19 protein-coding genes and 1 tRNA gene are annotated in these 22202 nt (G+C 68.7%); 10 read left to right on the forward strand and 10 right to left on the reverse strand.

Annotation, left to right across the window (positions count from 1 at the left end):
• Positions 1-60 precede the first annotated feature (60 nt).
• The 7 genes from AC069I_RS23850 to AC069I_RS23880 all read right to left on the reverse strand — a co-directional run bounded on the left by AC069I_RS23850 (position 61) and on the right by AC069I_RS23880 (position 6730).
• The gene (locus AC069I_RS23850) at positions 61-666 is read right to left on the reverse strand and encodes a GTP-binding protein (RefSeq protein ID WP_478228649.1); all 606 of its coding nucleotides are present in this window, start codon (positions 664-666) and stop codon (positions 61-63) included.
• Positions 647-1018 (reverse strand): DUF742 domain-containing protein, encoded by a 372-nt coding sequence (locus AC069I_RS23855; RefSeq protein ID WP_034315285.1) that lies wholly within the window; start codon positions 1016-1018, stop codon positions 647-649. The genes AC069I_RS23850 and AC069I_RS23855 overlap by 20 nt, the downstream gene beginning before the upstream one ends.
• Positions 1015-1425, reverse strand: coding sequence for a roadblock/LC7 domain-containing protein (locus AC069I_RS23860; RefSeq protein ID WP_037341577.1), 411 nt, complete (start codon positions 1423-1425; stop codon positions 1015-1017). Before AC069I_RS23860 ends, AC069I_RS23855 begins: the two co-directional genes overlap by 4 nt.
• The gene (locus AC069I_RS23865; RefSeq protein ID WP_478228648.1) at positions 1426-3918 is read right to left on the reverse strand and encodes a sensor histidine kinase; all 2493 of its coding nucleotides are present in this window, start codon (positions 3916-3918) and stop codon (positions 1426-1428) included.
• A gap of 393 nt (positions 3919-4311) precedes the next feature.
• On the reverse strand, positions 4312-4641 hold the full coding sequence (locus AC069I_RS23870; protein WP_478266426.1) for a hypothetical protein: 330 nt from the start codon (positions 4639-4641) through the stop codon (positions 4312-4314).
• A gap of 276 nt (positions 4642-4917) precedes the next feature.
• Entirely contained in the window at positions 4918-6099 is a 1182-nt protein-coding gene (locus AC069I_RS23875; RefSeq protein WP_478266427.1) for a kynureninase, read from the reverse strand.
• Positions 6083-6730 carry a transcriptional regulator gene (locus AC069I_RS23880; protein ID WP_478228645.1) on the reverse strand — a complete coding sequence of 216 codons (648 nt, stop codon included), beginning with the start codon at positions 6728-6730 and terminating at the stop codon, positions 6083-6085. The genes AC069I_RS23875 and AC069I_RS23880 overlap by 17 nt, the downstream gene beginning before the upstream one ends.
• A 149-nt stretch (positions 6731-6879) precedes the next feature.
• Here AC069I_RS23880 and AC069I_RS23885 point away from each other — a divergent pair, with 149 nt between their 5' ends.
• Together AC069I_RS23885 and AC069I_RS23890 are read left to right on the forward strand one after the other, a co-directional pair.
• Positions 6880-8742 carry an AMP-dependent synthetase/ligase gene (locus AC069I_RS23885; RefSeq protein WP_478228644.1) on the forward strand — a complete coding sequence of 621 codons (1863 nt, stop codon included), beginning with the start codon at positions 6880-6882 and terminating at the stop codon, positions 8740-8742.
• Positions 8743-8914: 172 nt separating this feature from the next.
• On the forward strand, positions 8915-9571 hold the full coding sequence (locus tag AC069I_RS23890) for a maleylpyruvate isomerase N-terminal domain-containing protein (protein WP_478266428.1): 657 nt from the start codon (positions 8915-8917) through the stop codon (positions 9569-9571).
• Positions 9572-9599: 28 nt separating this feature from the next.
• Here the strand turns inward: AC069I_RS23890 and AC069I_RS23895 are convergent, their stop codons facing one another.
• Entirely contained in the window at positions 9600-10493 is an 894-nt protein-coding gene (locus tag AC069I_RS23895) for an SDR family NAD(P)-dependent oxidoreductase (protein ID WP_478228642.1), read from the reverse strand.
• 370 nt (positions 10494-10863) lie between these two features.
• Between AC069I_RS23895 and AC069I_RS23900 the strand changes: the two genes are divergently transcribed.
• The 5 genes from AC069I_RS23900 (at position 10864) to AC069I_RS23920 (ending at position 18849) form a co-directional block, all read left to right on the forward strand.
• Positions 10864-12078 carry an MFS transporter gene (locus AC069I_RS23900; protein WP_478228641.1) on the forward strand — a complete coding sequence of 405 codons (1215 nt, stop codon included), beginning with the start codon at positions 10864-10866 and terminating at the stop codon, positions 12076-12078.
• Positions 12079-12506: 428 nt separating this feature from the next.
• Positions 12507-13964 carry a GGDEF domain-containing protein gene (locus tag AC069I_RS23905; protein WP_478228640.1) on the forward strand — a complete coding sequence of 486 codons (1458 nt, stop codon included), beginning with the start codon at positions 12507-12509 and terminating at the stop codon, positions 13962-13964.
• A 96-nt stretch (positions 13965-14060) separates the two neighbouring features.
• Positions 14061-16223, forward strand: coding sequence for a phospholipase A2 (locus tag AC069I_RS23910; RefSeq protein WP_478228639.1), 2163 nt, complete (start codon positions 14061-14063; stop codon positions 16221-16223).
• A 162-nt stretch (positions 16224-16385) separates the two neighbouring features.
• Positions 16386-18008, forward strand: coding sequence for an LCP family protein (locus AC069I_RS23915; RefSeq protein ID WP_478266429.1), 1623 nt, complete (start codon positions 16386-16388; stop codon positions 18006-18008).
• Between the two features lie 370 nt (positions 18009-18378).
• A complete protein-coding gene (locus tag AC069I_RS23920) occupies positions 18379-18849 on the forward strand; it encodes a helix-turn-helix domain-containing protein (RefSeq protein WP_478228637.1) in 471 nt (156 codons plus the stop codon).
• 71 nt (positions 18850-18920) lie between these two features.
• On the opposite strand, the gene AC069I_RS23925 is transcribed toward AC069I_RS23920, so the two are convergent.
• Positions 18921-20381 carry a flavin-containing monooxygenase gene (locus AC069I_RS23925; RefSeq protein ID WP_478266430.1) on the reverse strand — a complete coding sequence of 487 codons (1461 nt, stop codon included), beginning with the start codon at positions 20379-20381 and terminating at the stop codon, positions 18921-18923.
• A gap of 122 nt (positions 20382-20503) precedes the next feature.
• On the opposite strand from AC069I_RS23925, the gene AC069I_RS23930 reads away from it, so the two are divergent.
• Complete coding sequence (locus tag AC069I_RS23930; protein WP_192744090.1) at positions 20504-21061, forward strand: TetR/AcrR family transcriptional regulator; 558 nt, start codon at positions 20504-20506, stop codon at positions 21059-21061.
• 233 nt (positions 21062-21294) lie between these two features.
• Positions 21295-21705, forward strand: a complete 411-nt coding sequence (locus AC069I_RS23935; RefSeq protein ID WP_199745356.1) for a hypothetical protein — start codon at positions 21295-21297, stop codon at positions 21703-21705.
• A gap of 3 nt (positions 21706-21708) precedes the next feature.
• Here AC069I_RS23935 and AC069I_RS23940 read toward each other — a convergent pair whose 3' ends face one another.
• Entirely contained in the window at positions 21709-21930 is a 222-nt protein-coding gene (locus AC069I_RS23940) for a DUF3618 domain-containing protein (RefSeq protein WP_005165704.1), read from the reverse strand.
• Positions 21931-22055: 125 nt separating this feature from the next.
• On the opposite strand from AC069I_RS23940, the gene AC069I_RS23945 reads away from it, so the two are divergent.
• Positions 22056-22129 (forward strand) — tRNA-Leu (locus tag AC069I_RS23945).
• Positions 22130-22202: the final 73 nt, after the last annotated feature.

Raw genomic sequence — 22202 nt, forward strand, 5'->3', positions numbered from 1 at the left:
GGTCCTTTCCTCGCAAAATTTGCGAGGAAAGGACCTTTCATTGCACAACGGCGAGGGGCGTCAGCGGCCCTGCGGCAGCCCCGCGGCCAGGTCCGACAGCGTCAGCACGTGCTCCATCAGCACGGTCAACACCTGCTTCGTCGAATCGCGTTCCCGCGCGTCGCACAGCAGCAGCGGGACGTCCATGCCGACGTCGAGCGCCTGCCGGACCTCCTCGGTGCCGTAACGGTAGGCGTTGTCGAAGCAGTTGACGGCGACGACGAACGGCAGTCCGCGGCGCTCGAAGAAGTCCACGGCCGCGAAGCAGCTGTCGAGCCGCCTAGTGTCGGCCAGCACGACCGCGCCCAGCGCGCCTTCGGCCAGCTCGTCCCACATGAACCAGAACCGGTCCTGTCCGGGCGTGCCGAACAGGTAAAGGATCAGCTCGGGGTTGATGGTGATCCGGCCGAAGTCGAGCGCCACCGTGGTGGTCGTTTTCTTCTCGACACCGGTGAGGTCGTCGACGCCCTCGGACGCCGCGGTGATGACCTCCTCGGTGCGCAGCGGGGGAACCTCGCTGACCGAACCGACCATCGTGGTCTTACCGACCCCGAACCCGCCGGCGATGAGGACCTTGACCGCGTTCGCGGTCAAGGATCGCCGGGGCTCAGAGTTTCCGGATGCCATCAAGAACCGCCTGGAGTACGTGTTTGTTGGGGGTGTCGGTGACCGGGGTCGCGGTGCGGAACAGCACGAGGTTCTGTTCGATGAGGTCGCTCAGCAGCACCTTCACCACCGGCAGCGGCAGGTCTATACGCGCGGCGACCTCCGCGACGGAAGTCGGTCTCTGGCACAGGTTGAGGATCCGCCCGTACTCCGGCTCGAAGCCCGCCACCTCCTGCGAGGAGCGCATCGCGACCACCAGGGTGATCAGGTCGAGGCCGATCGTGTCCGAGCGGGTGCGCCCGCCCGTGACGGCGTACGACCGGACCAGCGGCCCGGCCTCCTCCTCGAACCACGACTCGTGCCGCCCGCTCATGGCGACGTGGGAGTCGCGGCGCGGGGCGCTGAGGTGAGCACCGCGCCGACCCGTTTGACCATCAGGTTCATCTCGTAGGCCACGAGGCCCATGTCCGCGTCCTCCTTCGCCAGCAGCGCGAGGCACGCACCGCGGCCCGCCGCGGTGACGAACAGGAAGGCGTGGTCCATCTCGACCATGGTCTGGCGGACGTTGCCGCCACCGAAATGCCGTCCCGTGCCCCGCGCGAGGCTCTGGAACGCCGACGCGACCGCGGACAGGTGCTCACCGTCCTGCTCCGACAGGTTCCCGGACCGACCGATGAGCAGGCCGTCGGAGGACAGGACTACCGCCCTGTCGGCACCGCTGACGCGCTTGACCAGGTCATCCAGCAACCAGTCGAGTTCACTGACTCCCGCGTTGGCCATCTAGTCACGATCTCCGTACATGTCGAGGTCGGTGTAATCGTCGGTCGGTTCGGTGTCCCGCGCGCGGCGCGTGCCCTGTTGGAACGCGGCGAGGCGGTTCCTCGCCAGCTCGGGGGTGTCCTCGCGGACGTCCTCGCGCTGGGCGGCGGGCCGGTCCTCCATCAGCTGGGGGACCAGGTTCGCCTGACGGCGGCGCTGCGGCAGCGGTGGCCTGCCGGGCGCCTCGGGGCCGGGCCGCCGGGTCTGCGGCGGACGGCCGTCCTGCGGCCGGGTGTCGGCGGGCGGCCACGCCGGCTGCGGACGACCCTCGGCACGCACGGGCTCGGGGCGGATCGGCTCGGGCCGCGGAGTCTCCGGCCGGGGAACCCGTGGCGGACGTGGGGGCAACGGCGGCAACGCGGATCCGGGTTGTTCCGGGGCCTGCTGCTGGGGTTGCGGCTGCGGCGCGACCGGCATCGGCACGGGCAGCTCGGGCCGCTCCGCGGGGATCTCGGTGCGGTGGCGGGCACGACGGCCCGGAAGCAGCGGCGCGGCTTCCGGCACCTCGGTGCTCTCGGGGTCCACCTCGTCCTCCGGCTGATCAGACGGGACCGGCGCGAGCAGGTCGGTGCGGACGAGCACGATGGCCCTGGTGCCGCCGTACGCGGATTCGCGCAGGTGCACGGAGATCCCGTGCCGCGCGGCGAGGCGCGCGACCACGAACAGGCCCAGCCGTGGCTCGGCTGACAGGGCCATGATGCCGAAGTCTGGCGGATCGGCCAACATCGCGTTCAGCTCGGCGGCCTGTTCTGGCTCGATGCCGAGGCCCTGGTCCTCGACCTCGATCACGACACCCTTGCCGACCACGTTGCCCCGCAGCTCGACGCGCGACTGCGGCGGCGAGAAGGAGGTCGCGTTGTCGATCAGCTCGGCGAGCAGGTGCACGAGGTCGCCGACGACCGGGCCCTGCACCGCCATCGCGGGCATCTTCGCCGTCTTCACCCTGGCGAAGTCCTCGGTCTCGGCCGAGGCGCCGCGGGTCAGCTCGGCCAGCGTCACCGGCTTGCGCCACTGACGGCCGGGCTGTCCGCCACCGAGGATGATCAGGTTCTCCGCGTTGCGGCGGGCGCGGGTCGAGAGGTGGTCCAGCTGGAAGAGCGTTTCCAGCTGCTCCGGGTCCTCCTGCTTGCGCTCGGCCTGGTCGAGCACCTTGAGCTGGCGGTGCACGATGACCTGGCTCCGGTGCGCGATGTTGAGGAACACCGTCTTGGTGCCCTCACGGGTCTTGGCCTCTTCGACCGCGGCCGCGATGGCGGTCTGCTGCGCCTTGTTGAAGGCCTCGGCGACCTGGCCGATCTCGTCGTCGCCGTGGTCGAGGAAGTGGCCCTTGTCGTCGAGGTCGACGGGTTCGCCCGCCCGCACGCGGTCCACCAGTTCCGGCAGCCGGATCTCGGCGACGTCGAGGGTGTCCTCACGCAGCCGCGCCAGCCGTCCGATGAGCCGGTTGGACAGCCGCAGGGCGATGACGAACACGCCGATCGCCACCAGCAGCGCGAGGGCCGCGGCGATGGCCGACGTGATCAGCGTCCGGTCGGCGTCGTCGACCGCCTGCGTCGTGGCCGTACCACTCTGCTCGACGAAGCCGCGCATCATCGCGTCGCTGACGCCGCGTGCGGCCTGCAGCCACGTCTGCTCGGGGATGGGGAGCGTGGCCTTGCTGTTCTGCAGGAAGGTGTTCTCGACCGTGGTGACGGCCTTCCACGGATCGCTCGCGACGAGCTGGTCGAACTTCGCCTTGACGTCCGGGAGCATCCGCGAGACCGACGACTCCAGCTGCGAGCGGTAGGAACCGACCTCGGTCACGTAGGCGCGGTAGGTCTCGTCGGTGAAGCCGCCGCCGGCGACGGCCGCGGCGGCGAGGGCGTTCGCGCGCTGCATCTGGTCGATAGCGGTGAACAACGGGACCGCGGTGATCCGCTGATAGGCGTTCTCTGCGTTCGGCGCGTCCTGGGCCAGCCCGGTGAGGCCCTCGACGAACTGGTCGAGGATCTGGTTGTAGAAAGTGAAGGCGTCCAGCAGCGGGAGCTGGCCGGAGTCGGCCGACTGCCGGATCTGCGGCGCCTTCTGCAGGAGCCCGTTCAGCGTGGCGATGTTGCGCTGCACGCTGTCGGGCGAGTCACCGACGAACTTCTGCAGATGCGCGGCGACGCCCTGGGCGGCGGCGTCGGTCTTGGCGCGCTGCTCGGTGAGCGTGGCGTGCTGCGACCGGTCGCCGGCGAGCTCGCGCAGCGTCAGGCGCCGCTCTTCCTGAACCTGGACGAAGAAGGGAAGAGAGGGGGCTTCCGAGTCACGGATTCGCTGCGCGTAGTCACGGCCGTCGACCGCGTCGGAGATCAGGTACCCGCCGATCGCCAGACCGACCAGCATCAGCGCGATGCTCGGAATGAGCGCGATCGTCAGAACGCGCGAACGAATCGAAGAGCCGCGGCCTCGTCGAAGGGAATTCTGCTTCACCGTGGTCCGTTTTCCTTCCGGCAGTTTTTGGTGTCGGGTCGCCGGGGATTCCTACCCGCGGGATCCGATAGCCGGATCAACACAGCGTGGTCCGCTCCGCCCGCGACGACGCTAGGAGACCCAAACGGGTGAGTCAAGTCCGGACGCGAAGGGTAGTCGCGTATGGCCGTGACCTGCTGACAAGAGGTAGCCGGACCAGGAAAGTCCACCACGTGGGACGGGGCACCCGGCTAAGTGACTCACCAGTAGATCACCTGGCGGTTTACCGCAGGCAGCGGCTTGATCGGCACTCTTCGGACTCGATCAAGTCACACCTCGGCGCGTTCGTGTCCAAGCCGGAAAGTCCACGAAAACTACACGCCGTGACCTCGCTCACGCTTTCGGACCAGAGCTTCACATACCGTTCGGTTTGCGAACGACATCACCGCGGAGCAACGCTGTCGTAACGCCCTTCGCGCCACGAAATCGAGAATTCCCGCCGCCCATTGCCGTCGATTCGGCGAAATGATCTTCGCGGGAACCGCCGAGCTCGTCGTCGAGGAGCGCGTCGACCCTCCCGGAGGCGTCGCGAAGGATCCGGGCGCCCGCCCAGCACAAGGTCGCCGCCCCGCAGACGAGGATCACGACGAGAGCGGTCTCGACCGGATACCGGGTACCGAATTCGTTGAGCAGAAAACCGGAGGCGGCACCGGACACGGCGACGGCGACATAGGTGAACGACATGGTCCCCTCCTTCTCCCGGCGCCGCGGCCCGCGCCTCGCCGGTAAGACGGGCGACGCGGGTTTTCCTTACGCCACAAGGGAAGGATCTACGTCACACACGCGGCGAGCGAATATCGAGATTAACAGCGGATTCGCGAAAGATCGCGCGTTCTCCCCCGCCGGGGCGAGGTGATCACCTATTTGCCACGGATTCCCGAATGACGTTCACCCTTTTCGCCACCGCCAGTGTCATCCGGAAGACAGACCGGAGCCTTCGAAAATGCTCGAAATACCTGCTCAGCTCCGGAGGTCCCGCAGCGTCGTCACGGCGCGAAGCACCTCGCCGTAGGTCGTGTAGAGCGGCGCCAGCCCGAACCTCAGCACGTTGGGCGGCCGGAAGTCGCCGATCACGCCGCGGTCGATCAAGGCCGCCATCGTCTTGGCCGCGTCGTCGTCGACGACCGAGATCTGGTGGCCGCGGTCTTCACCGCGCGGGGTCGGGATAGTCGCGCCGTCGAGGAGTTCGTCGGCGCACCGGAAGAAGAACTCGCCGAGCGCGAGGCCCTTCTCCCGGAGCAGCCCGCGGTCCACGCCGTCCCAGACGTCGAGGGCCGCGTCCAGTGCCAGCAGCGAAAGGATGTCCGGCGTGCCCGCGCGGCCTCGCGCGATACCCGCGTCCGCCTCGTACGCGCCCCGCATCGCGAACGGGTCGCGGTCGCCGGCCCAGCCCGCCAGCGGCTGCTCGAACCGGTCCAGCCATTTCTTTGCCACATAAAGGAAAGCGGGCGAGCCGGGGCCACCGTTGAGGAATTTGTAGGTGCAGCCGACGGCGAGATCCACGCCCGCCGCGTCGAGCTCGACCGGCAGCGCGCCGACGCTGTGACAGAGGTCCCAGAGCGCCAGTGCCCCGGCGCGGTGGAGCGCCGCGGTCAGCCCGGCCATGTCGTGGGCGCGCCCGGTGACGTAGTCGACGTGGTTGATCAGCGCGACGGCCGTCCGTTCGCCGGCCTGGGCGGGCATGTCCTCGGCGACGACCCGGCGCACCGTGCGCCCGGTCAGCCGGGCGACCTCGTCGGCGATGTAGCCGTCGGTCGGGAAGGTGTCCGCGTCGACGAGGATCTCGTCGCGGCCGGTCTGGAGACGGGTGGCGGCGACCAGCGCCTTGAACAGGTTCACGCTGGTCGAATCCGCCACGACGAGCTGCCCCGGCGCGGCGCCCACCAGCGGCGCGATCCGTTCACCGACCCGCACCGGAGCCTCCCACCAGCCCTCCGACCAGGATCGGATGAGCCGCCCGCCCCACTGCTCGCGGACGACCGCGGCGACGCGTCCGGCCACGTGCTTCGGCGGGGCCCCCAGCGAGTTGCCGTCGAAATAGGCGACGTCCGCGTCGAGGTCGAAGTCGTTTCGCTTGTGCGCCAAGGGATCGGCCGCGTCCAGCGCCGCGGCCTCGGCTACGAGGTCAGTCACGGCGACCATCGTCGGCGAGAGTGTTCCAGAAGTCCAGCTCGTACGCCTGGAACAGCCGCGCGTGGGTCCGAGCGTCCTTTTCGGACAGATCACCGGCGTCGAGCGCGGTCTGCACCGCTTGGACAGCCAGGTCCTCGAGCTCCGGCGACGGCGTGCCGAAGAAGTCGAAGAAGGCGCAGGCCTCGTCGTCGAAGCCGTACCGCTCGCGCATCGCGGCGGCGATCGCGGCACAGTAACGGCCGAAGGCGGCGAAGTTGGCGACGATCGCCACGATGACGTCCGCCGGTTCGCCGTTGAGCGCGAGCCAGGCGACGAACGCCGGGTACGCCTGGCATCCCGCGCGCGGCTCGAAGCCGGGCGACTCCTCGGCGAGCGCCGCCAGCTTGCCGAGCGCCAGCCCCTCGCCGGAGGCCAACGCCGTGAAGAACTCCCGTGCCCGCTGCTCCTGGGAACGCGACGCGAGATGGAGGAAACTGCGCCAGTCACTACGGACGATCCGGTACTCCTCCGCGGCGATCGCGGCGAAGACCTCGCGCGGCGCCTCACCCGCCTCGACCAACGGGATGAGCCTGTTCTCGTCGTCGCGGGGCGCCAGCTCCGCCTGGACCGCGTCGATCAACTCGCGTGCCGAACCGGTCATCGTCGAGGCTCCTCCTGGTGCGGGACTGACGCGGTGAAAACGGGAAAGGTGGACATTTCGCGGAGCACGACCGTGGCCGCGATTCTCTATCCAGCACTGCCGGCAGCCCTTACAGTGTGCCTGATCAGGCAGCATCGAGGAGGCCAGCGTTGACCACCCAGCCGACCGTCGCCGAGCAGATCGAAGGCCAGACCATCCCCGCCCTGCTTCACCGCAACGCCCAGGAGTTCGGTGACCTGCCGGCGGTCACGTCACTCGACATCGAGGGCAAGCCGACCCTGAACTGGGCCGAATTCCGCACCGCCATCGCGGAGGTTTCCCGAGGACTCGCCGGCCTCGGGCTCGGCGTCCGCGACCGGATGCTGATCATGGCGCCGAGCAGTCCGGACCACCTGATCGCCGATCTCGCCGCGGCCCATCTCGGCGCGATCCCCTGCACCGCGTACGCGACGCTCAGCCCGGAGCAGATCGGGTTCGTCGCCCGGCACAGCGCCGCCGGCGTCGTCGTCCTCGCCGGTGCCGACGAACTCGGCCGCTGGTCGCAGGTCCTTGACGACCTGCCCGCGCTGCGGCACGTCGTCCTGCTCGACGCGTCCGTGGTCCCCAAGGACGACGAACGGTTCCTGTCGTTCGCCGAGCTGCGCGCGGCCGGCGCCGAAGCGCACGCGGCGGACCCGCAGGCGTTCGAGACCGCGTGGTCCGCGATCACCCCGGACGATCCGCTGTCGATGATCTACACCTCCGGCACCACCGGCGACCCCAAGGGTGTCGTGCTGTCGCACCGCAACGCGATCTACCAGGCCGTCGCCGTGCAGAAACTGCACGACTCGCCGATGCACGCCACGAACATCGCGTACCTGCCGCTCGCCCATATCGCCGAACGAGAACTGTCGATCTACATGCCGATCGTGTGGGCCGGGCACGTGCACACCGTCGCCGACCCGACGGGCGTCGTCGGCGCGCTGGGCCAGGTGCACCCGAAGAGCTTCTTCGGCGTCCCGCGGGTGTGGGAAAAGATGGTGGCCGGCCTCAAGAACCTGCTCGGCTCGCTGCCGGAGGACAAGCGGAACGGCCTGATCGCCGCGAACGAACTGCTGCAGCAGGGCTACAAACTGCGCAGTGACGGCAAGGAGGTGCCGCCGGAACTCGCCGAAAAGATCGCGCGGACCGACGCGGCCGCGCTCGCGCCGGTGCGGGCGATGCTGGGCCTCGACCAGATCGAGGTCGCCTCCAGCGGTGCCGCCGCGCTGCCGGTGGAGATCCTGTACTTCATCGCCGGGCTCGGCGTCGAGATCCAGGAGGTCTGGGGGCTGTCCGAGACCACCGGCGCGGTCACCTCGAACACGCCGTCGGCGTTCAAGGCCGGTTCGGTCGGCCGTCCGCTGGAAGGCATCGAGGTGAAGGTCGCCGAGGACGGCGAACTCCTCGTCCGCGGCGCGATCGTGTTCCTCGGCTACCTGCAGGCGGACGGCACGATCAACCCGGACGTCGACGCCGACGGCTGGCTCGCCACCGGCGACATCGGGACGATCGACGAACGCGGCTTCGTCACGATCACCGACCGCAAGAAGGAACTGATCATCACTTCGAGCGGCAAGAACATCGCCCCGACGAAGATCGAAGGTCTCCTGAAGGAACACCCGCTGATCGGGCAGGCCGTCGCGATCGGCGAGAAACGGCCGTACGTCACGGCGCTGATCGTCATCGACGACGAGATCGCGCCGGGCTGGGCGACCGCGAACGGCATCCAGCCGGCGGAAGGCGAATCGCTCGCCGACAACGCGGAGGTCCGCGCGGAGATCGAGAAGGCCGTCGAGGCGGCGAACGCGCGGCTGGCCAGGATCGAGCAGATCAAGCGGTACCACGTGATCCCCAAGGCGTGGACGCCGGAAAGCGGCGAGGTGACCCCGACCTTGAAGCTGAAGCGGCGGATCATCAACGACCGGTACGCGCCGACGATCGCGGACCTGTACGCGGCCGCTCCGGAACCCGCACCCGCCGCCGGTTCCTGACGCACGTAAGCCGTAAGACGCGTGCTTGAAGCCGTAACTCGCGTGTCTGGAGCCGTACCTCGCGAGTTACGTCTTCAAGCACGCGAGTTACGAGTTCGAGCACGCGTCTTACGGCTTCGAGCACGGGGCGAAGGAGTCGCGACCGGCGAGCGACCGCTGCTAACTTGCCGCCGTGGATCTCTTCTCCCGCTCCTGGGCGGCGCTCCTCAGCGCCGTCGCCGAAACCCCCGACGAAGACTTCGCCAAACCGTCCGGCTGCGCCGGCTGGCTGGTGCAGGACCTGGTGTGTCACCTGGTGATCGACGCCCAGGACGTCCTGATCACCCTCGCCACTCCCGCCGAGACGGAACCCACGCGCGACGCGGTCACCTACTGGGAGGTCGCCGAGAAGCCGCCCACCGGCGAGGACGACCTCGACGCACTGATCGTGCGGCTCGCCGCCGCCTACCAAGAGCCGCGGCTGCTCAAGTTCCACCTCGACGACGTCGGCTCCGCCGCGGGCCGCGCCGCCGGCCTGGCCGACCCGGCGACGCGGGTAGCCACCCGCGACATCGTCCTGACCGCGGGGGACTTCCTCTCCGCGTACGTCCTGGAGTGGACGCTGCACCACCTCGACCTGGTCGCGCATCTTCCGCACCTCGACGGCCCCGCCGCCGACAGCCTCGCCAGGACACGGCAGATCCTGGAGCAGCGCACCGGCGAAACGCTCCCGGCGTCGTTCTCCGACACGGACGCGCTGCTGGTCGGCACCGGCCGCCGTCAGCCGACGGACGCCGAGAAGGCCGAACTAGGCGACCTGGCCGCGAAGCTGCCGTTCGTCGTCGGCTAAGTCTCAGGGCAGCGGCCGACTCGCGTGATCAGGCCGTCCGGGTCGACTCCGTCCACTTGCGCAGCCGGGGCGGGACACGCTTTTCGAGGCCGTAGTTCTCCAGGTGCGCGCTGAAGACCTCGTCGAAGGCGCGCTGCACGGTCTCGGTGTCCCACACCGGCCGCTCGAGGATGGGCTGCTTCAGATACGGCTGCCCCATGACGTGCAGCTGCGGCCCGTTGCAGCGGATCATCTGCCCGGTGATCCCGTCGGATCCGGAGCCGAGCAGGAAGAGCACGACGGGCGCGATCCGCGACGGCGTCCGGTCCGGCGGGCAGGCCCGCAGCGACCGTTCGGATTTCCACACCATTCGGGTATGCGCGAGCGGGCAGACCGCGTTCACCCGGATCCCGCTCTCCTCCAGGTCGAGCGCCCACGAGTAGGTCAGCGAAGCTACGGCGCCCTTGCTGGCGGCGTACACGCCGAGCTTGCGCTGCCCGAGCGACGCCCCCGAAGAGATGTTGACGATCGAGCCCGGCTTGCCCCGCGCCACCATCGCCTTGATCGCGGCGAGCCCGGTGTACATGACGCCGAGGACGTTCACCTCGATCAGTTCGCGGGCCTGCTCGACGTCGTCCTCCCACGGAAGCGCCTCGTAGTTCAGGCCCGCGTTGTTGACCAGCCCGTCGATCGCGCCGAACTCGGCGAGGCACAGGTCGACGATCTCCTGTGCCTGCTTCGGATCCGCGACGCTGTGCCCGCTGGCGACCGCCCTGCCCCCGAACCGGCGGATGTTCTCCGTCGTCCGTTCGGCCAGTTCGGCGTCGATGTCGTTGACCACGACGGCCCCGCCCGCCCTCGCGACGTGCACCGCGAACGCCTCGCCGAGGCCTCGCCCCGCCCCGGTCACGACGACGGCCTTGTCTTCGAGCAACCCGTTCATCGCCTTCACCCCTTTGACCCAGCCGGCCTCCGCCTCCAGACCGGTCTCTACTCAGTGTTGGACCATTCGGCCCAACCGGAACGCCGGCGGCGGCGAACGGCGGCCCGGCTGCGCCGAGCGAGGGCGGGGCGATCGGCGCGCAGATACCCGCGGGCGAGTCAGCCGACGTCACCCACCGGTCAGACGGCGTAGCCCGATCAGCTCAACAGGCGAAGGATTCAGCGGTCTTCTGTTGGTCTCCCTGTAGCCGGAGGCATACTGAACGTTGTCCGGCGGGACGAAAACTGTGACTCCCTCAGCGACCGCGTAACACGGCAGGCAAGAATGCGAGGGACGTAAGTTCACCCGATCGGGGGGAGGTGGTCACGCAGTGAAGACGAACGCGGCGCCGCGGATGACCGCCGCCCTGGCGAACCGCGAGTTCCGCGCACTCTGGCTCGCCGAGGTGCAGTCCCTCATCGGGGACCAGCTCACCATCGTCGCGCTGGCGATCCTCGTCTACGACCGGACAGGCTCCGCACTGCTTTCTGCGGTGGTCTACTCCCTCACCTTCCTGCCCGCGCTGGCCGGCGGTCTCGGCCTCTCCCAGCTGGCCGATCGGTACCCGAGGCGCACCGTCCTCGTCGTCTCGTCCCTGATCCAAGGCGTGCTGATCGCGATCATGGCGATCCCCGGCACCCCGCTCGCCCTGCTGTGCGGGCTGGTGGTGCTGGCGCGGCTCGTGAACGCTCCCGGCAACGCGGCGCAGAACGCGCTGACCCGCGAGGTGTTCACCGACGACGACCTCTATCTCAAGAGCCAGGACATCAGGGGCATCTCGACCAACACCGCCATGCTGCTCGGCCTGGCGGGCGGCGGCCTGCTGGTGTCTCAGGTCGGGGCGAGCTGGGCACTGGCGCTGGACGCCGCGACGTTCCTGCTGAGCGCGGCCGTGGTCCGCTTCTCGGTCTCCCGGCGGGCGGCGGCGTCCGACGGCAACGGCAGCTGGTTCGGCGCGGTGAGGCAGGTTTTCGGCAACCGTCACCTGCGGGTGCTGGTCTGGTTCTCGTGGCTGGTCGGCCTGGCCGTCGTCCCCGAGGGGCTGGCCGCGCCGCTCGCCGCGGAGCTGGGCGTGGGGAAACAGGCCGTCGGCTGGCTGCTGGCCGCCGATCCGCTGGGCTTCGTCATCGGCGCGTTCCTGCTGTCCCGGTTCGTCTCGGCGGAACAGCGGCGAAAGCTGCTCGGCGTGCTGGCGGCACTACCGATGGTCGCCCTGATCGCCTTCGCGCTCGAACCCGGGCTGATCCCGGCGTTGCTCCTGCTGGCGGCGGCGGGTGCCGCGGGGGCGTACCTGATCACGGTGAGCGCCACGTTCATCACGTGGGTCCCGAACGAACTCAGGGGCGGTGCGGGTGGGGTGTACCGCACGGGGTTGCGGGTGGCTCAAGGAATAGGGGCGGGACTCGGCGGGTTCGCCGCCGATCGGCTCGGGTCGGCGACCTCGGCCATCGCGCTGGCGGGCGTGGTCGGCCTGCTGCTGGCCGTACTGGTCGCACTCAGCTGGGGACACATCAACGGATCCAGCCCGGAACCGCTGCTGTCATGAGGAATCCACACTGGACGACCCCTGGGGCGGCACGGCCGCCCGGCGGGTTCGTACTCGGAAATCTCGACACGACACTGCTTCGGCACCTCAGTGAAAAGAAACGGCTTCTGATCAGAAGTCACGGCTCGACACGGTCACACACCTCCCGGCCACCTCGTTGCTGCGAACTAATACCTTGTCCGGGCTCAGAAGTCACGACTGGACACTATCCGTCACCCCTTCCGCGTCACGTCTCGAAAAACATTCAGTTGCCAAGATCAGAAATCACGGGACACGATTGGCACCTCCGGTCCGTGTTCGCGGGCACCCTTGCCTGTGTAGGACAACCGATGCGATGGGATGATACCGGCCGTGGAATACGAACGGTGTATCAGTCGGTACCGGTGAGATTACTCAGCCGTGCCGTCCGCGCGGAAAAGAGGTAGCAATTGCCAGCCGAGACCGGTGACCGCCGCCAGCACGGTGACGGCACCGGCGACCTTGACGACGCGACGGCGACACCCGCCGCCCAGAGCGGTGTACCGGTGACCGAACGCGGGCAGGCGAGTCCGGAAGGTGACCGGACCGGGCCGCCGGAACGCCATCCCTACGATCCCAGGGCGTGGGCGCTGTGGCAGCGGCCGAAGCGATTCATCGCGTTCCTTTTCGCGATGGAGGCCATCGGAATCGCGATCATGGTCGTCGCGACGATGAATTCCACTAATCCGGGAAGAATAGACTGGGTTCGTTTCGCGGTTCTCGCTGTCGGCGCCACGGCACATATTCAGCTCACCCAGCGGCAAGAAGAAAGACGGCGCGACCGAAGCCGCACCGTCCTCATCGACCTCACGGCGGTCTGGACATTTCCCGCCGCGGTGATCCTGCCACTTTCGCTCACGCTTTCCATCATCGCGATCGTCCGGATCCAGCATTGGTTCATCGCCCGCCGTCCCGCGCACAACTTCGTGTTCTCGTCGGTCACCCACGGCGTTTCGGTGACACTGGCGTCGCTCACCTTCGCCGCGTTCGGGCCGCATGAATGGGGCAGGATCTCCGGCTGGGACACCCTCGGCGAGTTCGGTGTCCTGATCGTCACCGGAATGGTCTTCGAAGCGGTGCAGATCGCCTACATCGGCGGCATCCTCGCGCTCGGCTCGCCGAAGCGGCCGTCGATCTCCACAGTGCTCGGCAACGCGGCGGACAACCTGCTGGAGGCCATCACGATCGGCCTCGGCGCGGTCACCGCGGTACTGCTGTTGATCATGCCACCGATGGTGATCGTGATGGCCGTGGTGACGGTGGTGTTCAATCGCCTCGCCGAGATCGACCAACTGCAAAACGACGCGCGGACGGACCCGAAAACCGGCGTTCTCAACATGCGCGGATGGTCGGAGTCGGCCGATCGGGCGCTTGGAAGGACTGCCCGATCGGACGACAACCTGGCCCTTCTGATGATTGATCTCGACCACTTCAAGTGGATTAACGACACATATGGACATCCGGCGGGCGACGACGTCCTCCGCGATGTGGCACGGAAATTGGACGAGGTCACCCGGCCCGCCGACGTCATCGGCCGCTTCGGCGGCGAGGAATTCCTCGTACTCCTGCCGGATATCGACGAAACGGCGGCCAAACTCGCCGCCGAGCGAGTGCGCAGTGCTATCGCCGAACTGCATATAGTGACTACCGACAAAAGGGGCAGCCGGGTGACCATCTCGGGCCGCACCGCCTCGATCGGGGCGGCCTTGTTCCCTCGTCACGGTGAATCCCTGGAGGAACTCCTGCACGCCTCCGACGCCGCCGTCTACGTGGCCAAGGAGAACGGCCGCAACCAGGTGCGCTTCGCCCAGGACGTGGACCGGCCCGCTCCTCCACCGCCCACCGAAGACGAGCATTCAGAGGACTAAACGCGTTCGGCCGGTCACGCCATCAGGGGACCGCCCAAGAAACCCCGGGGGTTATCCGGATGTCGGCCTTGATCGGCGGATGGCACCCTGGACGCCATGCCAGCGACAGCCGAAGCCGCCGCTCGTCCTGCCCGGATCCGGCGGCCGTGGTCGACTTCGGGCTGGTTGCTGCTGGTCACCGTGCTGGTGTTCGGCTTCGGGCTCATCGCGTCACGGCCCGCCTCGCCGCCGGACCAGGGGCCACCGACGGGTGACATCCTCGCCGCGCAGAACGCGGTCGACGCGCTGGTGCGGCCGGGCCCGGTCGAGAACGCGATCGCCGCACTGCCCGCCGACTTCACCGCGGTCAGCGGGATCACCCCGGGGGTGATGACGGCACGCGACGGCACCGTGCGCGCCGTCCACACCGACGGTGGATGCTCGGCGCCCTGGGGCGACGACAACACCAAGTGGGACTACGCGGTCCCCTGCAAGGCGCACGACCTGGGCTACGACATCCTCCGCTACGCCGAACGCAAGGGGCACCCGCTCGGGCAGGAGGCCAGGGCCTCGCTCGACGACCGGCTCTCGGCGGACATGCACAACGCCTGCGTCCTCAACCCGATGGACTCGCGCGGCACCTGCGACGTCGTCGCCTCCCTCTATACGGCCGGTCTCGTGCTCAACTCCTGGCATCAGCGCTGGGGGCCGCCGGTCGGCGACCCGCTCGGCCCGATGATCGTCGGCGTGCTGGTGATCGGCGCCCTGCTGGTGTTCCGGCTGCGCGGCTGGGTTCGCAACCGCCGGGCCGCCGTCACGCTCCCGGCCGAGCCGCGGCCGGTCGTCCCGGTCGGCCGGTGGGCGTTGCTCGGGGTCACCGGTGTCGTCCTCATGCTGCTCGGCGAATCCGCCGTCGCGCTCGCGCACTGGGCGGGGGCGCCGGAGCGGTCGTTGTGGCCGTTCACCTGGCTCGCCCAGCTCTGCCCGCTCATCTTCTTCGCGGTCGGCCGGATCAACGAGGCCGGCTGGCGGTCGATCCGCGCGACCGGCGGCCGCTACCCGCAGTACCTCGCCGACCGCGCGAGCCCGTTGCTGCGCCCGGCGCTGATCTTCGCTGTCGTCGCGCTGGTCGTGCCCCTCGCGCTGGAGGTACTGGGGATCCCGACGGGCACGAACGCCACCGTCATGCGGATCGCGCTGCATCCGCTCTGGCTGCTCGGGGTCTTCCTGCTGACCGTCGTCCTCGCGCCGGCGCTGCTGACGCTGTATCGCCGGACGCGGACCGCCTCCGTCGCCGGGCTACTGGCCTTGACCTTGGCGAGCGAGGCCGCCGCGCAGTGGTCCGGTTCGGCCGTCCCGCGCTACGCGGAGACGTTGTTCCTCGCCCTGTTCGTCCAGCAACTGGCGTTCGCCCACGCCGACGGCGTCCGCCTGCCGCGTGCCGCCCTCGTGGTGACGGCGTTCACCGGCGCGGCCGGGCTGGGTCTCGCGGTCGCCGTCCGCGGCGAAGGGCCGATGCTGCTCGGCGGGCCCGGCGCCCCGGCGGCCCTGTCGGGTCCGCCGTGGGGAGTGCTCTTGCTCGGCCTGGTGCAGCTCGCGCTCCTCGGCCTGCTCGCGCGGCCGCTGGCCCGGCTCGGCGGCCGTCCCGCGGTCGCCGCCACCGCGCGCCTCGTGCTGCGCGCCCCGATGAGCCTGTACCTCGGCTTCCTGTCCGCGATGCTGCTGCTCGTGGCGGTCGTCTACCTGCCGGGGCCGTTCGTGGACGGGCTCAGCTGGCTGGCGCGCCCGAGGGTCCTGCTCGCGATGGCGCTGCTGGCCGTGCCCGCCGTGCTCGTCTTCTGGTGGTTCGAGCGGCATTCGGGGCCGCAACAGCGGACGGTCGACGAGCCGGGCCTGCGGGCCATGGTCTTCTGCCGCGCGGCGGCCACGGTCGGGATGGCGTACGCGATGCTCGGCGTGTTCGGGTTCGCCCTGACCCGTTTCGGTGGCGCGTCCGCCGACGCCGACCTCCTCGGGATCCGGTTCGGCCCGGTCCAGAGCCTGGTCAACCTGCTGCTCGGGGTGTACCTGCTGCATACCGTGCGGAACGGCACCAGCCGGATGACCGGGACCTGGCTCGTCTGCGCGGTCGCGTGCGCGCCGCCCTTGATGACCGCCCTCGATGGGAAGCAGGTGAGCGCCGCGTCCGTCGCGCTGCCGGTCGCGACGATCGTCGTCGCGATGCTCGCGGCGGCCGCCACGCTGGTCCCGGCCCGCGCGGCCCGGCGTGTCCTCCCCTGATCCATACGGCGCTGACCAGGCATTCTCCGTACCATTACGAGGAAACCGGTGGTGCGTGCCACATCTTCGGGGGGATGTGTAATCCTGCGACAACCCGCAACAGGCACCATGCGTCCCTTGAAGAGACCGTCGAACCGGTAACGACCAGAAGGAGCAGACCGCGTGGAGTACCCGCCTCGGAATGGGCATGGGGATCGACGTCCCGCCCGGCCTAGGCAGGACGCGCCCGGACGCGTTCCTTCCCGACCGGCCCCGCCCCGTGGAGCCCGCCCGGCGCCCGCCCGTCAGGCCGCGGGCATGCCGCCCCGGCGCCCGGCACCGCGCCGGCGGTCGTTCCGCGGCCCCAAGATCGCTCTCGGGCTGGTCTCGCTGCTGGTGATGGGCCTGACCGGGTACGCGTGGGCCGCGATGGACGGCCTGACCTTCGCGAACGTCGGCATCGGCGCGGACGAGGGCGAGAAGCCCGCCGACGGCGCCCGCGACATCCTGCTGGTCGGCCTCGACAGCCGCACGGACGCACAGGGCAACCCGCTGTCCAAGGAAGTCCTGGCCCAGCTGCGCGCCGGGCAGGCGGACGGCGAGCTGAACACCGACTCGCTGATCTTCGTGCACATCCCGAACGACGGCTCCAAGGCCGTCGCGATCTCGCTGCCGCGCGACTCCTACGTCGACATCCCCGGCGGCTACGGGAAGCACAAGATCAACTCGGCCTACGCCCGCGCGATGCTCGACGAGCGCAAGAAGCAGCAGGAGAACGGCGTCTCCGACCCGAAGGAACTCGACCAGAAGGCCAACGAGGCCGGGGCGAAGACCCTGATCAAGACGGTCGAGCAGCTGACCGGCTCGACCATCGACAACTACGCCGCCATCAACCTGCTGGGCTTCAGCGAGATCACGCAGGCCATCGGCGGGGTCGACGTCTGCCTCAACAACGACGTCAACGACCAGTTCTCCGGCGCGAAGTTCTCCAAGGGCCCACACACCATCTCCGGCGTCGAGGCGCTCGGCTTCGTCCGGCAGCGGCACGGGCTGCCGCGCGGCGACCTCGACCGCGTCGTCCGGCAGCAGGTGTTCATGGCCGGGATGGCGCGGAAGGTGCTGTCGACGGGCACGCTCGCGAACCCCGGCAAGCTCAACGACCTGATCACGGCCATCAAGAAGTCGGTGGTGCTCAACCAGAACTGGGACGTCTTCGGCTTCGCGCAGCAGATGAAGAGCCTGACCGGCGGCCAGCTCGAGTTCCGGACGATCCCGATCGTCAACATCGAGTACAAGACCCCGAACGACGGCGTCGCCATCCAGGTCGATCCGAAGCAGGTGAAGAACTTCGTCCAGGGGCTCGCGGGCCCGCAGCCGGGCGAACAGCAGCAGGCGCCGCCCGCCGAGTCGCCCAACAAGGCGACCACGGTCGACGTCCGCAACTCGACGAACCGGGACGGGCTGGCCTCGTCGGTGCTGAAGCAGCTCGTCGACAAGGGCTTCACCGCGGGCGACACGGCCACCGCGAGCGCGCGCAAGAAGACGGTGGTCTGGGTCGCCAAGGGCGAGAAGGCCGCGGGCCAGGCGGTCGCCGACGCGCTCGGCGGCAACCCGACCGTCCAGGAGGACAAGAGCGTCGAGGCCGGGCACGTGATGGTCTTCCTCGGCTCGGACTTCAAGGCGCCGAGCGGTGCCGAGGGCTCCGGCTCCTCGCAGAACGCCGCCGGTTCGTCGGCCGCCGCACCCCCGCCCGAGCAGTCCGACGAGAAGCCGATCACCGCCGAAGGCGTGCCCTGCGTCAACTGACAACAGGCGAGCGGGTGGTGAAGGCCTCCTTCCCTACCTTCAGGGTAGGGAAGGAGGCCTTCACCACCCGCCGGCGTGGCTTTGGCGAGCCCCTTGTCCGGACGTGTGTCGCGAAGCCACCGCCGCGTCAGGCGGCGGGCGGCGGGCAGCACTGACACGCTCGGGAGCACGCCGAAGGCCACCGAAACGGCCCTCCAGCCACCTTTCCTTCACCCATTCGGCCCAGCGAGCGGAAATCGATAGGAAAAGCACCCCCGAAACCGCGTAAGAGCGGCGACCCTGCCGACTTTCATACACGTGAGCGCGCTCGTCCCCGGTTTTGTCACACGGGGCGGGCGGCGGAGAAGGTTGGCAAGGCAGGAGATGGGGAGTGCTGATCGACGCTGAGAGCTATCAGCGGATACTCGGAGACGAGCTCCGCAAGCTCCGCCGTAAACGTGGCTGGACACGCAAGGAACTGAACCAGCATCTGCAGAGCGAGATCTCGCTCCAGACGCTGGCGACCTACGAGCTGGGCACCCGGCACTGTTCCGTGGTGCGGCTGGTCGAACTGTGCGTCGCGATGGACGAACTGCCACAGGATCTGCTGGCCAAGGTGCATCGCCGGGTGTTCGTGGACGAACCGGGCCGGGTCCGGATCGACCTGCGCCAGGTGATCAAGGACGAGCAGGAGGAACTGCTCCCCCTGCGGCGGTGGGCGGACGACCGGCTCAAGCGGTCGAGTGACAACGGCTCCGCCGAGGTCCATCTCGATCTCGCGGCGCTGGAACGGATGGCCGAGCTTTGCGGCATCCCCACCGTCGATCTCATCGGAAGGCTTCGCCGGCTCAACCCCTCATGAGCGCGGCGTTCCGCGGTCCGTGAAGGCCATGCCCCCCATCTTGGCTTTCACGGACCCTCCCTCTTCCCGGCTCAGCCGAGCAGTTCGTAGTCCTCGCGGCGAACCTTGCGGGTGTCGAGCCAGTACCGCCAGGTGAAGCCCGGCCAGATCGTGCGGTTGACGCCCTTCGCGTCGAGGTACCAGCTCTTGCAGCCGCCCTGGGTCCAGATGCCCTTGGCGAGTTTGCGCTGGATCTCGCCGTTGAAGCGCTCCTGCGCCTCCGGCCGCGGGTCGAGCGCCTTGCCACGCGCGAGCCGCAGCGCCTGCGCGACGTAGGAGATCTGCGCTTCGATCATGAACACCACGGAGTTGTGCCCCAGCCCGGTGTTCGGCCCGAGCAGGAAGAACAGGTTCGGGAACCCGGACACGGTGATCCCCTGATACGTCCGCATCCCCTCGGTCGCCCACTCCTTGCCGAGGTTGCGCCCGTCGCGGCCGATGATCTCCAGGTCGTCGAAGGCGTCGGTGACGTGGAATCCGGTGCCGTAGATGATCGCGTCGACCTCGTGCTCGACACCGGCGCCGTCGACGACGCTGTGCTCGCGGACCTCCTTCACGCCGTCGGTGACGACGTCGACGTTGTCCCGCGCGAGCGCCGGGTAGTAGTCGTTGGAGACCAGGACCCGCTTGCAGCCCATGGTGTAGTCCGGCGTCAGCTTACGGCGCAGCTCCGGGTCCTTGACGCTCTTGTGGATGTTGCGCTTCGCGATGCGCTGGCCGATCTTCATCACCCACGGCTGCCCGTTGAAGCCGATCGCGCGGGCTTCGAGACCCCAGTAGAGGACGTTGCGGAAGGCACGCTGCAGCAGCGGCACCGAGCTGAACGTCTTCCGGAGCGCTTCCGGCATCTCGCGGTCCGGCTTCGGCATGATCCACGGCGGCGTCCGCTGGAAGAGCGTCAGCTTGGCGACGTCCTTCGCGATCCGAGGCACGAACTGGATCGCGCTCGCGCCGGTGCCGACCACGGCGACGCGTTTGCCGGTGAGGTCGTAGTCGTGTTCCCACCGCGCGGAGTGGAAGGCGCGGCCTTGGAAACGCTCGATGCCGGGCAGCTTCGGGATCTGCGGCAGATGCAGCGCGCCGACCCCGGCGACCAGCGCGGGAGCGACGAACTCGTCCCCCGACTTCGAGGCGACGTGCCAGCGGTTCTCGTCCGCGTCCCAGCGGGCGCCGGTCATCTCCTGGCCGAAGCGGATGAAGCGGTGCAGGTCGTACTTCGCGGCGACGTCGCGCATGTACTGCCAGATCTCCGGCTGCGGCGAGTACGCGCGGGACCAGCCGGGGTTCTGCTCGAACGAGAACGAGTACATATGCGAGGGGATGTCGCAGGCGCAGCCGGGGTAGGTGTTGTCCCGCCACGTGCCGCCCACGTCGTCGGCCTTCTCCAGGATGACGAAGTCCTCGCGGCCCTCTTTGCGCAGCTGAATGGCCATGCCCAGCCCGGAGAAGCCGGTCCCGACGATGACGACACCGGTCTCGGTGCGGTTGCCCATGACCCCGGCCTCTCGTTCGTTTTACCTGTTACCGGGAGTTCACCTTACTCGAAGTAGGTTACCTTCGGTAGAGTGTTGAGGTGACGACGGCGAAGCGCAAACGCATGCCACGAGCAGAGCGGATGCGGCAGATGATCGAAATCGCCGAAGAGGTCTTCGCCGAACGCGGCTACAGCGCGGCCTCGATGGACGACATCGCGGAACGCGTCGGGGTCTCCAAGCCGATGCTCTACGAGTACTTCAACTCGAAAGAGGGGCTGCTGCTGGCCTGCATCCAGCAGTCGCGGGCGGCGCTGCGCGAGGTCACCGAACGGGCGACCGTCGGCGCGACCTCCGCCGAGGACGCGCTGCGGCGCGGGCTGCTCGCCTTCTTCGTCTTCATCCGGGAACGACGGCAGGCCTGGTCGCTGCTCCGCCACGAGATGGCACTGATCGGGACCGGCGCCGCCGACGAGATCGAGCAGACCCGGCGCCAGCAGACCGACCTGATCGCCGCACTGATGGGTGACTACTTCGACGCGGGAGACGACCTCCGTGCCGAGGCGTCCGCGGAGTTCGTCGTCGGCGCGTGCGAGCGGCTCGCGATCTGGTGCGAACGACACGAGGACGTCAGCCCCGAAACCGCGACCGGATACGCCATGGATGTCCTCTGGTCAGGCCTGTCCGCGCGGGCCCGCTGAAACGACTGTGAAGATGCTCGTGCATTAGGCCATTCGGTCGTCACTCAGAGCACATTGCCGCCAGTGTCTTGTGACACAGAGTTGTCCTACTGTATCGATGACACTGTAGAAAGTCTGATGGACAGTCGCGGCTTCCGTCAGGAGGGGGCGCCACCACTCGAAAGTGGCGTCATGACGGCGGCGTGACGAAGTCCATTGAGTGACGCTTGCTCGCGAGGAGAGGGGTGAGGCGGATGACCGAACCGATCACCGCGTCGTACGTCCAGGAGGACGACGACTGGAAGATAACGGTCAGCGGCTCCGGCAAGGAACTGACCGGTCGTGCGCCGGGCATCATCGCGGCACGGGACCGGGCCGACCAGCTGGTCGAGAAACTGTCCCCGCCGGAACATTCGACGGTGGTGCACCTGCTCAACGGCAGCGCCCTCGAGTTCACCGCCGCCTACATGACGGCGAGGCTCACGCTTCCGGAGATCGAACCACTCGAGGTTCCTCCGCCGGCGAACGGCAAAGCCAAGGAGAAGACCGGCGGCAAGCCCCCGGTGCCGCAGGGCAAGGAACTCCCGAAGGCCGTCGACGAGGCGAAGTCCAAGGAGAAGTCCGAGCCTGCCAAGACACCCGCCAAGGCGGCTCAGACCTCCTGAGACCTACTTCAGGAGTTTGCGGATCAGCAGCACGCCGATCAGCACCGCCCCGCCGATGAGCGGGTACTTCACCTTGGGCTCGTCCAGCTTCGCGCGCAGACCGGTCTTCGCGGAATCCACCAGCTTCGCGGGGTTCGCCTTCGTGCCCAGCTGGTCGAGCGTGGCGACCAGCGCGTTCCTGGCCTGCTCGATCTCACGCTCGATGGTCTCGGGATCGCGAGCCACGTGTCCTCCTCGCCGCGACGGACTTGCTGGAAGCCCACGTTAGAGGACGCCACCCCGCGCGGTGGCACCGGCCACGCCGAGAAACGCCGATCGTGTCGCACGCTACGATTTCGGGGCAGCACTGGGGGCCCGTAGCCCAATTGGCAGAGGCACACGGTTTAGGTCCGTGCCAGTGAGAGTTCGAGTCTCTCCGGGCCCACCCCTCACAGCAACCAGCCGAGTGGCGGGGTTGCATCCTGAGATCGACATGGATTTGGCGAAGACGGCTGACA

Source organism: Amycolatopsis sp. NPDC043885, assembly GCF_056435685.1.